This is a genomic window from Paenibacillus thiaminolyticus (assembly GCF_003591545.1).
Classification (GTDB): Bacteria; Bacillota; Bacilli; order Paenibacillales; family Paenibacillaceae; genus Paenibacillus_B; species Paenibacillus_B thiaminolyticus_A.
The window spans coordinates 35400-48939 of record NZ_QYZD01000007.1 but is presented as its reverse complement, the minus strand read 5'-3'; the positions used below and the strand labels follow the sequence as shown (position 1 = coordinate 48939).

13 protein-coding genes are annotated in these 13540 nt (G+C 52.3%); 12 read left to right on the top strand and 1 reads right to left on the bottom strand.

What is annotated here, in order from left to right; translation table 11 throughout:
- Positions 1-226 precede the first annotated feature (226 nt).
- Both DQX05_RS10290 and DQX05_RS10280 read left to right on the top strand, forming a co-directional pair.
- Complete coding sequence (locus tag DQX05_RS10290; protein ID WP_119793252.1) at positions 227-1429, top strand: transglutaminase domain-containing protein; 1203 nt, start codon at positions 227-229, stop codon at positions 1427-1429.
- Positions 1430-2002: 573 nt separating this feature from the next.
- Positions 2003-3028, top strand: a complete 1026-nt coding sequence (locus DQX05_RS10280) for a type II TA system antitoxin MqsA family protein (protein ID WP_259391894.1) — start codon at positions 2003-2005, stop codon at positions 3026-3028.
- 112 nt (positions 3029-3140) lie between these two features.
- Here the strand turns inward: DQX05_RS10280 and pgtP are convergent, their stop codons facing one another.
- Positions 3141-4505, bottom strand: coding sequence for a phosphoglycerate transporter PgtP (gene pgtP / locus DQX05_RS10275; RefSeq protein ID WP_119793248.1), 1365 nt, complete (start codon positions 4503-4505; stop codon positions 3141-3143).
- Positions 4506-4907: 402 nt separating this feature from the next.
- On the opposite strand from pgtP, the gene DQX05_RS10270 reads away from it, so the two are divergent.
- The 10 genes from DQX05_RS10270 (at position 4908) to DQX05_RS10230 (ending at position 13501) form a co-directional block, all read left to right on the top strand.
- The gene (locus DQX05_RS10270; protein ID WP_259391893.1) at positions 4908-5858 is read left to right on the top strand and encodes a substrate-binding domain-containing protein; all 951 of its coding nucleotides are present in this window, start codon (positions 4908-4910) and stop codon (positions 5856-5858) included.
- Complete coding sequence (locus DQX05_RS10265) at positions 5855-7330, top strand: HAMP domain-containing sensor histidine kinase (RefSeq protein WP_119793245.1); 1476 nt, start codon at positions 5855-5857, stop codon at positions 7328-7330. Before DQX05_RS10270 ends, DQX05_RS10265 begins: the two co-directional genes overlap by 4 nt.
- Positions 7284-7967 (top strand): response regulator transcription factor, encoded by a 684-nt coding sequence (locus tag DQX05_RS10260; RefSeq protein ID WP_119793243.1) that lies wholly within the window; start codon positions 7284-7286, stop codon positions 7965-7967. The genes DQX05_RS10265 and DQX05_RS10260 overlap by 47 nt, the downstream gene beginning before the upstream one ends.
- 28 nt (positions 7968-7995) lie before the next feature.
- Positions 7996-8208 (top strand): hypothetical protein, encoded by a 213-nt coding sequence (locus DQX05_RS30650; RefSeq protein ID WP_182914693.1) that lies wholly within the window; start codon positions 7996-7998, stop codon positions 8206-8208.
- Complete coding sequence (locus DQX05_RS10255) at positions 8186-8914, top strand: amino acid ABC transporter ATP-binding protein (RefSeq protein ID WP_119793241.1); 729 nt, start codon at positions 8186-8188, stop codon at positions 8912-8914. Before DQX05_RS30650 ends, DQX05_RS10255 begins: the two co-directional genes overlap by 23 nt.
- Positions 8915-8984: 70 nt before the next feature.
- Positions 8985-9791, top strand: a complete 807-nt coding sequence (locus tag DQX05_RS10250; RefSeq protein ID WP_119793239.1) for a glutamate ABC transporter substrate-binding protein — start codon at positions 8985-8987, stop codon at positions 9789-9791.
- An 85-nt stretch (positions 9792-9876) separates the two neighbouring features.
- Complete coding sequence (locus DQX05_RS10245; protein WP_182914704.1) at positions 9877-10548, top strand: amino acid ABC transporter permease; 672 nt, start codon at positions 9877-9879, stop codon at positions 10546-10548.
- Complete coding sequence (locus DQX05_RS10240) at positions 10548-11198, top strand: amino acid ABC transporter permease (protein WP_119793235.1); 651 nt, start codon at positions 10548-10550, stop codon at positions 11196-11198. Before DQX05_RS10245 ends, DQX05_RS10240 begins: the two co-directional genes overlap by 1 nt.
- 95 nt (positions 11199-11293) lie before the next feature.
- Positions 11294-12547 (top strand): sensor histidine kinase, encoded by a 1254-nt coding sequence (locus tag DQX05_RS10235; RefSeq protein WP_119793234.1) that lies wholly within the window; start codon positions 11294-11296, stop codon positions 12545-12547.
- A gap of 30 nt (positions 12548-12577) precedes the next feature.
- A complete protein-coding gene (locus DQX05_RS10230) occupies positions 12578-13501 on the top strand; it encodes a response regulator (RefSeq protein WP_119793450.1) in 924 nt (307 codons plus the stop codon).
- Positions 13502-13540 lie beyond the last annotated feature (39 nt).

Here is a 13540-nt window from a genome sequence, read left to right as displayed (position 1 = left end):
TTCGCTACGGCTCGTCTTTTTCCAGGAAGGGGGGGAAGGGATGGCCGGGCGGAACAAGCCGGAACCCGCACTGTTGCTGGGGGACACTGTCGAGCGGAATAGAATCGTCAGAGAACGGGAACCGCGAAGCGCATTCCATAACTAGACAGCATCTGCAAAACCCATATGTTACGATACGAACCACCAAAGGCGGACAACACCGCCGGATGGAAAGGTGGGTTGCGGATTGGTTGATGCAGACATGCGAGAGGGCGGGGAATACGATGAGGGAACGGCCATCCGGAAGCGGCCAAGACGGCGCTCCCCGTTCTCCGTATTGCGTATTCTGCTCTTGGGCTGCTTCATCGTCAGCGTAGTGGCCGGACTAGCCCTGTGGCCGACGGTGGAAGCCCGTCCCTTCGAAGTCGTGCTGAATGATGTGAAGGCGATGACGAAATGGTTCGAGGAACGGTTCACGGAGCGGGAGGGCATCTCCTCTTTCCGTTATGAAGGCAGCACGGACACGCTGACGGCGCAGGTGACGGAAGCGTTGTCGGCCGCGCTTCATTCTGATCCATTTATCAGGTACAATGTAAGCAAGTATTCGTTCCAATGGAAAGGGAGCGTCGATTATGCGCTCGTCACCGTATATGTGGAATATAGAGAAACGCGGGAACAAACGCAGTTCGTCTTGAACCGCGCCCATGAGATTGTGCAGGAGATTACGGCCCCGAATGATTCGCCGCATCAGAAGGTGAAAGCGATACACGACTATGTCGTAAGCCATCTCACCTATGACGAGGGAATGACCAAGTTCACAGCGTATGAAGCGCTGACCGAGGGCAAGACCGTGTGCCAAGGGTACGCGCTGCTGGTACATGCCATGCTGATCGAAGCGGGCATTCCGGGCCAAATTATCGAAGGCGAGGCGGGCGGGACGCTGCATGCTTGGAATCTGGTGCAGTTGGACGGTTCCTGGTACCACTTGGATGCGACTTGGGACGACCCGCTGCCTAACCGGGAGGGCCAGATTCGGTATACGTATTATTTGCGCACCGATGAGGAGATGCGGGGCGATCATATCTGGACGGCGGAGCAGGCTCCGGCCGCTGACCGGGCCTATGCGCTGGCCGTCGATCAGATGAAGGCGGAGGGCGGCGTGCTGAGCAGCTTCGCCCGCCAACTGGAGAAGGTATGGAGTCCGGACGTGCTCCTGGCCGATCGCGCCGTTCATGACGCATCCACCTTGGCCGAGCGGTTCCAGACGGCCCGCGAGTCCGGCAGCGAGCGGATGCAGCTGCGGTATGAAGGCGACGAGCTTCAGCTCCGATCGGATCTGCATGACATGGTGGCGATGCTCGGTCTTCCCTCTCCGCTGGAATACCGCGTCTCGTCGCTAACGAACAGCGAGGATCGGATCGTGGAGATTACGATTCAGCCTTCGCCCTAACTTACGGTAGTCCTCTTCCTCTCTATAAGGCCCCGGTTCCGTTCAGGCGGAACCGGGGCCTATTTATTATATATAAAGTATAAAATTTTTGTATCAATTGATACTTTACGAAGTGTGTGATAAAATTTTGGTATCAAATGATACTTCGTTGGGGAGGTTATAAAGGAGGGCCGTCGTGAGTGAGTGATTTATCTACGGAACAGTTTTTAACTAAGATGAAGGAATTTATTCGTACAGGTCGGAGACATTTTGTAGCACGGACTCGGAACGGCGTGTCGTATCTTCAGCATCTTGCAGACCTAGGGCTTACAGATGTTGAAGAGGCTTGGGAATGTGTATTGGACCTTGAACCTACCCATTATCATTCTGGACCAAGTCTTGATTATGGGATATAGCCAGTGGTCTAGTAATCTGGGTCTTCAAAAACGAAATTAACGGAATTATGGCTTATATTAAGCTGAAAGATGAAACCGAAAGACGTGGATGCGTATGTCTATCCTTCCACGAGGATGAACCTTAGGGCGAGTGGAGATTACGCTCGTCAAGAAGCGATTACATGATGGAGGGCCGCTTATGAAATATGACAAAAGAATCAGATTCTGCGATCATTGCCAATGTGAACGTGAGGTCGAGGTTCTTGAAAGAGAAGCAAGGTATACGTTCCGGAAGGAGCCATTTGATATTATTGAGCAGTATATGAAATGTAACATATGCGGAAATGATGTTACCGATGAGAAATTGGGCACGGAAACCTTGAAAAAATTAAGCCAGGCATATGAAAATAAACATTCGATCAATGCGGAGTCGATTAAAGAATTACGCCAGCAGTTCGGCCTGACTCAATCGCTATTTTCAAAAATCTTGAACATGGGAATTGCTACGATAAAAAGGTATGAAAGCGGAAGTTCTTCGCCCTCAACAACCCAAATTCATGTTCTGAAGTTACTAAAGAATAATCCAGAGTCCATATTGAAGTTCTACGAAGAAAACAAGGTAAGGCTCACTTCTGAAGAACAGCATGCTGTGGAGAAAAAGTTTACACAGCTTTTTTCCGAAAATGAATTGGAACGAATGTCTTCGCAACTCTTCGAAATGATATATAAACCCTTCCAAAACACCGTCAATAATGGATTTTCTGCGGTCAATATGAAGAAGTTTTTTCATATGATTTTCTACTTCGGGCAGGAGGGAGTTTTAAAAACAAAGCTGATGAAGCTTCTATGGTATGCTGACTTTTTGATGTACAAACGAAATCGTATGTCGATCAGTGGTGTACCGTATATACACAAGCCATTTGGCCCTGTCCCCAAAGATTATGAAATGGTGTTGGGATGTCTTGAAGGATTGAATCAAATTTCGATTTCTACGGAAGAGGAACGGGATGGATTCACCAGAATAACAATTACATCGCTGGAGGAATTTGAATATGAATTATTCACTTCACAAGAAAATGAAGTGATAGGTTTTGTAAAAACATATTTTGAACATTTTGGTTCAGGTAAAATCAGTGATTTTGCTCATGATACATTGGCTTGGAAGGAAACAGAGAATGATGAGTTGATACCATACAGTTATGCTGAAACCATCCAGCTCCAATAACCTTCTTGACACAAGCATCCCCCGCACGACAAGAAGCTCCTGACGGGCATCTGCCCGGGAGGAGCTTCTCTGAACTGATGATAATCGGTGGTAACCTTTGGAATCCCGTCGCTTACGATTTCACCGCTTCCTGCTTGTTACGCTCCATTTCCTTGGCCCCCATATGGGTCAGGATGCAGAAAATAATGCAGCATACTACGGCGGTCAGCAATACATAGAAGCCGCCGTTCCAGCCCACCCGGTCCACCATGAAGCCGAAGAGGGTAGTCCCTAAGGAAGCGCCCAAAATATAGCTCATGAATCCGCGCAGACCAACCGCCGATCCAACGGCGAAGGGGGGCACGACCTCCAGCGTCTGCACGGAAGCGAGGAACTGTGGAATGTAAATCAGACACCCGATGATGGCCGCGAAGATGGTCGTGACCAGCAAGGAGCCGCTCTGCCAGTAGCCGATGATGCAGAAGAAAATCAACACCATGGCAATGATAGCCGGCGGCATGCGGTAGCCCTTGAAAAACCGGTCCGATACGTAGCCGACCAGGAGTGTGGAAGGGATGGCCGCCCATTCGAAAAACAGAAAGGCGACGCTCATCTCTGCTTTGGTGAAATTTTTCACGTTCAAAAGATAGATCGGCAGCCAACTGATAATACCGAAGCGCACCATGTATACGAACACATCGACGAATGAGACGAACCACGCGTTTTTATTGAACAAGACATAATTTTTGAAAATTTGCCAGACGGTCATATCTTCCGGCGGCTTGGAATCCGATTTGACGTTCATCGCCGGATCCGAGTCATCTTGAACCATTTCATTCAATGGCGGTAAGCCTTCATTGACCGGAGAGCCCTTCGTCAGTGCCAATACGATCATGGCGAACACGATGGCAACCGCCGCCGGCACTTGATAGCTTGCCGCTTGCCAGTGCTCCTGCCCAAGCATGGCGAAGCCGACGCCGACGACAGGGGCAACGATGCCGCCACCGATATTATGCGAGATGTTCCAGATGGCGCCGACGACGCCTCTCTGTCTGCGCGGGAACCAGTTCGCGATCGTGATGAAGCTGGGGCCGACTCCCATTCCTTGAAAGATGCCGTTCAATATGACGAGCCCGGCGAACATCCAGAATCCCGTTGAGAAGCCCAACATAATATTGACCAACGCGCACATGAGAAGGCCTAGCGCCATATACCTTTTCGGATCGGCTTTATCCGCAAGGCTGCTCATCAGGCCTTTACTGATTCCGTAGGCAATGAGCATGCAGCTGCTCAGCAGACCGATTTCCGTCGCGCTGAGGTGGAGGTCGTTTTGAAGATGAGGCGTCGATAAGGCAAAATTGTTGCGAACGATGTAATAGGCCATGTAGCCGAAGAAAACACCAAGCAAGGATTGGACCCGGAAGCGCTTATACGTTTTTTGAACTTGCTCGGGCGGAACCTTGGCAGCGCTTACTCTAGGCTTCAAAAAGGAAATCATGCGATCAACCTCGATTCTTAGCTGTTGATAATAAAATAGATAACGATAACGTTGGGCACGATGCTTTCAACGGTTTGGGGAACCGGTTTCATAAGCGTGCTGTCTATTGGCTGTCCACTGTCTTATCGCAACCCCCCTGTCTTCCTATTTGCTTTCCTCGCTTTTCATTATCGGGGTTAGGCAAGCTGCGATACTATCAGCAAAGTTCTGATTTTTTGTAGGAGTTATTGAGAGTGATGTCGGAAAAAATCCTACACCGTCCGGGATGAGTAGGCATAAACTCTTAAAATCCATTGGAAAGGGCATCGTTTATAGAGAGGGCATGCTTTTCATGCTATACTTGGGGATGCAAAAAAGCGCCTCCGAGATGGGCGATTTCGAGGGAGGGAGCCTACACGCATCATGAATAGAATGAGGATCAGGCTGCCAAGCGTGAGAAGGATGCTGCTTCTGATGCTGCTTGCCTCGATGTTACCGGGGTGCACGGCCGGGAGCTCCAGCTATGACATTGTGTTTGCCGAGACGGAAAATGCGCCGATCGATTCCCGAGACGATTCGCCTTTACCGGTTCGAGTGGCGATTTCCAGTGTGCTGTCACCGGCGGATACCATCAATTATTATCAAGCGATTGCCAATTATGTGGGAGATAAGCTGAACCGGCCCGCGATACTGATTCAGCGCAAGAGCTACAATGAAATCACCATGTTAATGATGAATGGCGGGGCGGATATTGCTCTGCTGTCGTCAGGGGCCTATCTGACCTATAAGCAAAAGCAAGCCGAGGGGCTTGAAGCGATTGCGATGCAGGAGCGAATGGGAGTGCCCTATTATTATGGTTATCTGGTTGTCAATCGCGATAGCGGGATGACCGATATTAACGATTTGAAGGGGAAAAGCATCGCCATTACCGACCCTGCCAGCTATTCCAGTTATTTTTTCATTAGTGAGCGGCTAGCGGAAATCGGGGAAACGCCGGAGCATTTTTTCGGACGCTATCTGTATACCTACAATCATGACAGCTCGCTCAAAGCCATCATTGACAGGGTCGTGGATGCCGCGGCGGTGAACAGCCTGGTCTATGAGCAGGCCAAGCGGAAAAATCCGGACTTGGCTGATTCCTTGCATATTATCGCCAAGTCGAAGCCGGCAGGCACCAGTCCCGTCGTCATCAGCAGCAGCTTGCCGGAGGAAGAGAAGCAGATGTTACAAGAAATTTTTCTGTCCATGCATGAGCAGGAAGCGATGAAGCCTGCACTGGATGGGCTGTTCATCGATCGCTTCGTTCCCTTCGATCCACGGCTCTATGAGACCGCTTACAGAGACAAGCCTTCGTCGCGAGGCTCCCGCCTATGAGATGGATGGGCAGGCTTCGGATTAACCAGAAAATATTCGGCACCATCTTCGCCGCCCTGATCTTTCTCGCCCTGGTCCTCGGCTCGATCATCTGGGACTCGCTGACGAGCATGATGGCGGAGGAACTGAAGAAGCGCGGCGCCAATATCGCGCACAATATTGCGGCTTTAAGCTCGGATTACATTTTAACGGATGATCAATTTTTGCTTCACTTGCTCATCTCCCAGGCACAGAAGACGAACGAAGATGTTCGCTACATCCTGGTCCTCAACAGCAATAACGGTCTGGTCGGGGACACGTTCTCCGGACAACTGCCGCGAGGCATCCGGACCGCGCATCTGTCCGATGGCTCGGATGGCCAGCAGGCTGCTACGCTGTTAACGGATGAAGGCCGTATTCATGATATCCTGGTCCCCATCGAGGGGGGAGATGTAGGATTCGTACGGGTTGGCATGGAGGAGACGCAGGCGAGGGCCTATATTTTTATGAAAATAGGGGAACTGATTATCGCGGCATTAGTGGTGTGCGCGGCCACGGCCGGCATTACGTATTATGTTACCCGCTTCATTACGAAGCCGATCAACAATCTCGTTGCCGTGGCGACCGGGATATCGGCCGGGAAGTTGTCTTTGCGGGCGCAGGTGACGAGCGATGATGAGGTAGGGAAGCTGGCACAGGCGTTCAATGAAATGGCAGATAACCTGATTGACTCCAACATTGAAGTCGAAAAGCTGCTGACCGAGCTGCAGCACAAGGATCGGCTGCGGGATACGCTGATTTTGAAGCTGCTGTCCGCGCAGGAGGATGAGAGAAAGAGAATCTCGCGCGAGCTGCATGATGAGACGAGCCAGGCGCTCACGTCGCTGATGGTGACGATGCGCGTGCTGGGCAATGAAGCGAAGGATGCCGAACAGCGGGAGCTGCTGTATGCCAGCCGCGATATGGCGGCCGGGATTTTGCGGGAGATCCGGGACTTGGCGGTAGAGCTAAGACCGCCGATTTTGGACGAGTTGGGTTTGATTCCCGCCATCAAGAAATATGCGCAAAAATTCCAAGAGAAGCACAAGATTGCGGTGCTGCTGTCCGTTCCCGAAGCGGATATCGCCATCGGCAGCCATATCGCGGTCGCCTTGTACCGGATTTTGCAGGAAAGCTTGACCAATGTCGTGAAGCATGCGGCGGCGACCCGGATTGAGATAAGGATGGACGTCTCCGATTCTCGCATTCAGTTGACGATTCAGGACAATGGTCACGGCATCGCTCCGGAAGATTTCACACGGGCGCGCGAGCAGCAGCGGATCGGACTATACGGCATGAAGGAAAGAGCCGAGCTGCTTGGCGGTTCCTTCCATGTGACAACGATGAGTGCCGGCGGGACCGAGCTTCGGGCGTCCATCCCGCTAGCGCTGGACAAAGGGGACAGTGATGGAAGAACAGACCATTCAGACCGTCAAGATCATGATCGTGGATGACCACGCGTTGCTCCGCGCAGGCTTGAAGCTGCTATTGCACAAAAAGCCATCCTTCCAGGTGGTGGGCGAAGCCGCCGACGGCGTGGAGGCCCTGCGGCTGTATGAGGAAGTCCAGCCGCATCTATTGCTGCTCGACATCAGCATGCCGCGCCTGGACGGCATCCAGGTGCTTGCCGAGATCAAGCAGCGTCATGAGCAGGCGAAAGTCATCGTCCTCACCATGCATGAAGATGAAGATTATATCACATCGATAATGCGGGCGGGAGCATCCGGTTATATTCCGAAGGCGGCAGTGGATGAAGAGCTGTACACAGCCATTGATTCGGTGATGAGCGGATATGTCTACCTGCGGCCGCAGGAAACGCGGATACTGCTGTCGTCGATGCTGAAAAAAACGCCGTATGATACGGAAGCCGGCGATCCTTACCGGCTGTTGAGCCCGCGGGAGATCGAAGTGCTCCGTTTTCTCGCCAGAGGCTATACGCTGGTGGAGACGGCCCGGGAGTTGATGGTCAGCATCAAGACGGTCGATACGCATAAGACGAGAATGATGAATAAGCTGAATGTAACGCGTCGAAGCCAGCTTGTCGAGTATGCCATGAAGCATCATCTTCTGCAGGGCGGACCGGATTCGTAGCGTTGTGAACAGGTTGAGGAAAATCACCTTGAAAGCCGATGGCTTGAAGGTGATTTTTTTGTGCCCGGCCTTGGGAGAGCAGGCCGTCAATCGATCTGCTGCACATTTCCCTATAAATTTTATTATTTTAATTTTGTCGGATTCGGTAGTTTTCCGTTGTTTTCCTATTAACCTGTTTGTTATCACCAATTTCATTCCGGCGCAAAGGGGGGAAAGCAATGATTCAATTCCATCAAATTAATAAACATTACGGCAAATTCCACGTGTTGAAGGATGTTAACTTGTCGATTAAGCAGGGGGAAGTGGTCGTCGTCATTGGACCGAGCGGCTCCGGGAAGAGCACGATGGTGCGCTGCATCAACCGCTTAGAAACGGTTACGGACGGCGAGCTGATCGTGGATGGTGTCCGGGTCAATGACAAGTCAACCGACATTAATCAATTGCGGCGGAATATCGGGATGGTGTTCCAGCATTTCAACCTGTACCCTCATAAGACCGTGCTGGAAAACATAACGCTCGCTCCGCTACAAGTAGCCGGCATGTCGAGGCAAGAAGCTGAGCAGGTGGCAATGCTGTACTTGGAGAAGGTGGGCATTGCCGATAAAGCGAAGGCTTACCCGTCACAGCTGTCGGGAGGCCAGCAGCAGCGCGTCGCGATCGCGCGGGGATTGGCGATGAAGCCGAAAATTATGCTGTTCGACGAGCCTACCTCGGCACTCGATCCGGAGACGATCGGGGAAGTGCTTGATGTCATGAGAACGCTGGCCGAGGAAGGAATGACGATGGTCGTCGTCACCCATGAGATGGGCTTTGCGAGAGAAGTGGCGGATCGCATCGTATTTATGGATCAAGGACGGATTATTGAAGAGGCCGAGCCGGCCGACTTTTTTACCAACCCGCGGGAGGAGAGGGCCAGAGTGTTCCTCAGCCGGATATTAAACCACTAAGGCTGCTTCTGATCACGAAGTTACCCAGGTAGCAACCCGGCATCGAATCGAAAAAAAAGGAGTGTTCTTAATGAAACGTTGGTTTAAAGTTATTGGGGCCGCCGTAGCCGCCGCATTAGTTGTAAGCGCTTTATCCGCATGCTCCCAGACATCCGCCGGAGGCGAAGGAACGATTGACCAGATTAAAAAGAGAGGCAAAGTCGTTGCCGGGGTGAAGTACGATCTGAATCTGTTCGGGCTGAAGGATCCGGGCACCGGGGAAGTGCAGGGTCTCGATATCGACATCGCGAAGCAGATCGCGAAAAAGGTGTTCGGCGACGAAAACGCAATCGAGATGATGGAGGTTACTTCCAAAACACGCATTCCGATGCTGAAGAACGGCGACATTGACTTCATTATCGCAACGATGACGATTACGGATGAGCGGAAAAAGGAAATCGATTTCTCGGACGTTTATTTTACGGCTGGCCAATCGCTGCTCGTTCCCGTTGAGAGCCCGATCAACTCCATCCAAGATCTGACCAAGGAATCGAAAGTGTTGACCGCGAAAGGATCGACATCCGCCAAAAACATTCGCGAATCGGCGCCGGATGCACAGATCCTTGAATTCGAGAACTATGCCGAGGCGTTTACGGCCTTGAAAGCGGGGCAAGGACACGCCCTGACGACCGACAATGCCTTGCTGTACGGAATGGCGCAGCAGGACAAGAACTTCCACGTCCTGGATGAGACCTTCACAGATGAGCCTTATGGCATCGGAATCCGGAAAGGCGATGAGGAGTTCGTCAAATTGGTCAATGACACCTTGAAGGAATTGAAGGACAGTGGCGAATACGACCGGATCTATGAGAAATGGATCGGCAAAAAACCGAACTAAACCAAAGGCATGAGGGGGGAGCAGGCGCTCGCCCCCTTTTTAGAAAACTGTGACCGAAGCTGACCCATCCTGGAAGGGGGAAACGATATTGATTCAATTTAGCGTCTTTACCGAGCATCTCGACCGCTACTTAATCGGATTGGGGGGGACCGTTGCAGTCAGCCTCATTTCACTGATCGCGAGCTTTATCCTCGGCGCCGTCATTGCCGTATTCCGCATTACCCCCATTAAGCCGCTGCAATGGTTCGGCACCGCGTATGTCGAGTTTCTTCGCAATATCCCGCTGATGCTGCTCGCCATTTTTGTTCTCGTTGGCTTGCCGCTGTTGACGGGCGTCCTTCTGGTGCCGTTTGCGGCCGGATTGACCGCCTTGACGGTATATACCTCCGCATTTATCGCGGAGGTGATTCGCGCCGGTATCCAGGCGGTTCCCGCCGGACAGATGGAAGCGGCACGTTCCTCCGGGCTGACCTATATTCAAGCGATGCGGCATGTCATCCTGCTGCAAGCGATTAAATTAGTCATTCCGCCGTTGGGCAATCAATTTTTGAACCTGGTAAAAAACTCTTCGATCTTGACCGTGCTGTCGGCCTCGGACTTGATGTACCAAGCCGATCTGATTAATTCCGACACCTTCGACACGTTCAGCACGTACATTTTTGCCGCGGCGTTTTACTTGCTTTTGACGATTCCGCTGAGCTTCGGCATTCGTTTCCTGGAACAGAAGTATCAGACCGGCAAAGGAGTTGAAGCCTAATGGACTTTCTCGGAGCGCTGTCCCCCGTCAATATTCAATTTCTGCTGCAGGGCTTTCTCATTACGATCGAGGTGGCTCTGATCTCGATTGCACTCAGCTTTGTCATCAGCGTCCTGGTCGGCACGGTCCGTTACGCCAAGGTGCCGGTGCTGGGCAAGTTATTCGCGGTCCTCGTCGAGATGATTCGCAACCTGCCGCTGCTGCTGATTATCTTTTTTACCTATTTCGCCCTGCCCCAGCTCGGCATTAAGCTTGATAAATTTACCGCCGCGGTCATTGCCCTTGTTATTTTCGAGTCCGCGATGATCTCGGAGATTGTGCGGGGCGGACTGAATTCCGTCGAGAAGGGCCTGATTGAAGCAGGGCGTTCTTCCGGCTTGACGCAGGTGCAGACGCTGAGGCATATCGTGCTTCCGATCGCGCTGCGCCGCATGGTGCCGCCCATGGTGAGCCAGTTCATCTCTCTGCTGAAGGACACGTCATTGGCGGTCGTCATTGCGCTGCCGGAGCTGATGAATCATGTCAATATCATTAACGGCCAGAATGTCAACTACGTCATTCCGACGTTCGTGTTCGCGGCGCTGCTGTACTTCATGGTCAATTACGTGCTGTCGATCGCTTCACTAAAGCTCGAAAGCAGACGCTCCTGAAAATGGATATTTTGCGAGACAAAATGGGCTCTTTTCCTGTACGATAAGAGGAAGAACGTTGAGGGCATCGGGAGGAAAGGGGCGATACAATCAGCGTGCGAGACCACAGGCTGCTTATTTGGAGCATCATTCTCTTATCTACGGGATTGCTGGGCGAAATGAAGATCACCCCGTTCGGCGGTGATTTTCGCTTCTCGCTCGGAATTATGGCCTATTTTTTCGGATTGCTATGGTTCTCCGTGCCTGTGCTTGCGACCGGCATCGCCGTGGGCGCCTTCGTCGTTGTCTTCCGCATCATGTTAGGGACGCTGCTGCATGGCATCCCGATAGACGAAGGATTTATGCAGCATATGCCCGTATTTTTTTATTATGTCACCTTCGCGGCGATGATCTTCCTGCTCAAATTGAAAACCAACGTAGAATATCATGTCAAAGTCGCCATATTCGGTGCGTTGGCGGATATCGTATCGAATGGGGCGGAATTGCTCGTTCGGTTCGCTGCCGGCACGCCGCCGAACATGACGGTTCACGAGACAATGCTGGTTATTCTCGTTGGCTTGCTGCGCAGCTTTTTTGCCGTAGGCCTATGCAATATGTTGGCGATTCGCCAAGTTCGGGCATTGGGAGAACAGAGGCAGAAGGAATTGGAGCGGTTAATGCTCATTAATTCGGATCTGTTCGAAGAGGCCATCTATCTTCGCAAGTCGATGTCCCATATTGAAGAAATTACGCGGGAAAGCTACCGGTTGTACCGCGCGCTCAAAACCGAATCTCACCCGGGTGCGGCACAGGCGCTTCATATCGCGGAGCATGTGCATGAGGTAAAAAAGGATTCGGAACGGATTTTATCCGGCTTATTCAAAATTATCCAGCAGGAACGGATGCTGTCCAAACGCATCTCGATTGCCGACCTATGCGCCATGGTGACGCGGGCCAATGCGAATTACGGCTTGCTGATCGGCAAAAGCGCAGACATCCAGGCCAAATGCGACATCAATCTGTCCACCACCGAAATTTATCCGCTTCTCTCCGTACTCAACAACATCGTATCGAATGCCGTAGAAGCGCTGCCACATCAAGGCCGCATCCGGGTGCACGTCGATCTCCGCGACCAATCGATCTTGTTCTCCGTCACGGACGACGGCCCGGGCATATCCGCCGATGAGCTCGATTTGATCTTTCATCCCGGATTCACGACCAAATTCGATGCTGAAGGGAACTCTTCCACGGGCATCGGACTGTCGCACGCCGCCGATATCGTGCGCTTGCTTGATGGAGACATCCGTGTCCGCAGCGCTCCCGGGAACACGCGCTTCGAGATCCGAATTCCTGTGGAGCGGCTGACTTGAAGAGGTTGATCGAAAGGGAGGCTGTCAATGTTGTTGAAATTTTATCTGGTTGAAGACGACCCTGCCATTCGCAAAATGTTGTCGCGCATCGTGAACGAGAGCGGCCTGGGAGAGGTCGTCGGCGAAGCGGGGGACGGATCTTATGCTTCCGCGTCCGCTGTCCGGGAGGCGGACATTGTCATCCTCGACCTGCTTATGCCGGGGCGCGACGGGATTGAGACCGTCAAAGCGCTGCGCGATGAAAAGTACAGCGGCAGATTCATTATGATCTCCCAGGTGGAGAATAAGGAGATGATCGGCGAAGCTTACCAGCAAGGCGTCGATACCTTTATCCAAAAGCCGATTAACCGTCTGGAGGTACTGGCCGTGCTGCGGCGCGTCTCTGATCATCTGCTGCTGGAGAAGTCGATGCAGACGATCCGCAATTCGCTTCGCACGCTGGAAAGGTCCGGGGCCGCGGATGCCGCGCCGGGCATTCCTCCCAACAAGGAAAAACCAATCGAACAACAGGCCCGGTCCTTGCTGCTGCAATTGGGGATTGCCGGTGAAGCGGGCGCTCCCGATCTGATTCGAACTATGACCTGGCTCAAGGAACAGGAGCAAGGGCATAGCATCCTGCCGGATCTGCCCCCGCTCAAGACCCTCTATGAACAGGTGGCACTCCGCAGCCGCAAGGAGGCTGGTTCCGATGCCCATCTGCAGAAGGACGTGCGCGCGATCGAGCAGCGTATCCGCCGCTTAACCTTGCAAGCGCTTACCAATTTGGCGTCGCTAGGCTTGAGCGATTACGGCAACCCGACCTTCGAATACTTTGCATCCCGTTTATTCGACTTTCAGGAAGTGCGACTGCGCATGCGGGAGCTGGAGGAACAGAACAAGTCATCCGCTTCCAAAATTAATCTGAGAAAATTTTTGTACGTATTTTATATCGAGTCCTCATCCCCCGGCCTGTGAACCAGCCCTCCTGCACAGCAAGACAGCTCCTTCCAAGGC

Excerpts from the sequence above, each read along its gene's own strand:
- DQX05_RS10270 (WP_259391893.1), top strand. The coding sequence starts at position 4,908 with ATGAATAGAATGAGGATCAGGCTGCCAAGCGTGAGAAGGATGCTGCTT.
- pgtP (WP_119793248.1), bottom strand. The coding sequence starts at position 4,505 with ATGATTTCCTTTTTGAAGCCTAGAGTAAGCGCTGCCAAGGTTCCGCCC.
- DQX05_RS10250 (WP_119793239.1), top strand. The coding sequence starts at position 8,985 with ATGAAACGTTGGTTTAAAGTTATTGGGGCCGCCGTAGCCGCCGCATTA.
- DQX05_RS10260 (WP_119793243.1), top strand. The coding sequence starts at position 7,284 with ATGGAAGAACAGACCATTCAGACCGTCAAGATCATGATCGTGGATGAC.
- DQX05_RS10240 (WP_119793235.1), top strand. The coding sequence starts at position 10,548 with ATGGACTTTCTCGGAGCGCTGTCCCCCGTCAATATTCAATTTCTGCTG.
- DQX05_RS10265 (WP_119793245.1), top strand. The coding sequence starts at position 5,855 with ATGAGATGGATGGGCAGGCTTCGGATTAACCAGAAAATATTCGGCACC.
- DQX05_RS10255 (WP_119793241.1), top strand. The coding sequence starts at position 8,186 with ATGATTCAATTCCATCAAATTAATAAACATTACGGCAAATTCCACGTG.
- DQX05_RS10280 (WP_259391894.1), top strand. The coding sequence starts at position 2,003 with ATGAAATATGACAAAAGAATCAGATTCTGCGATCATTGCCAATGTGAA.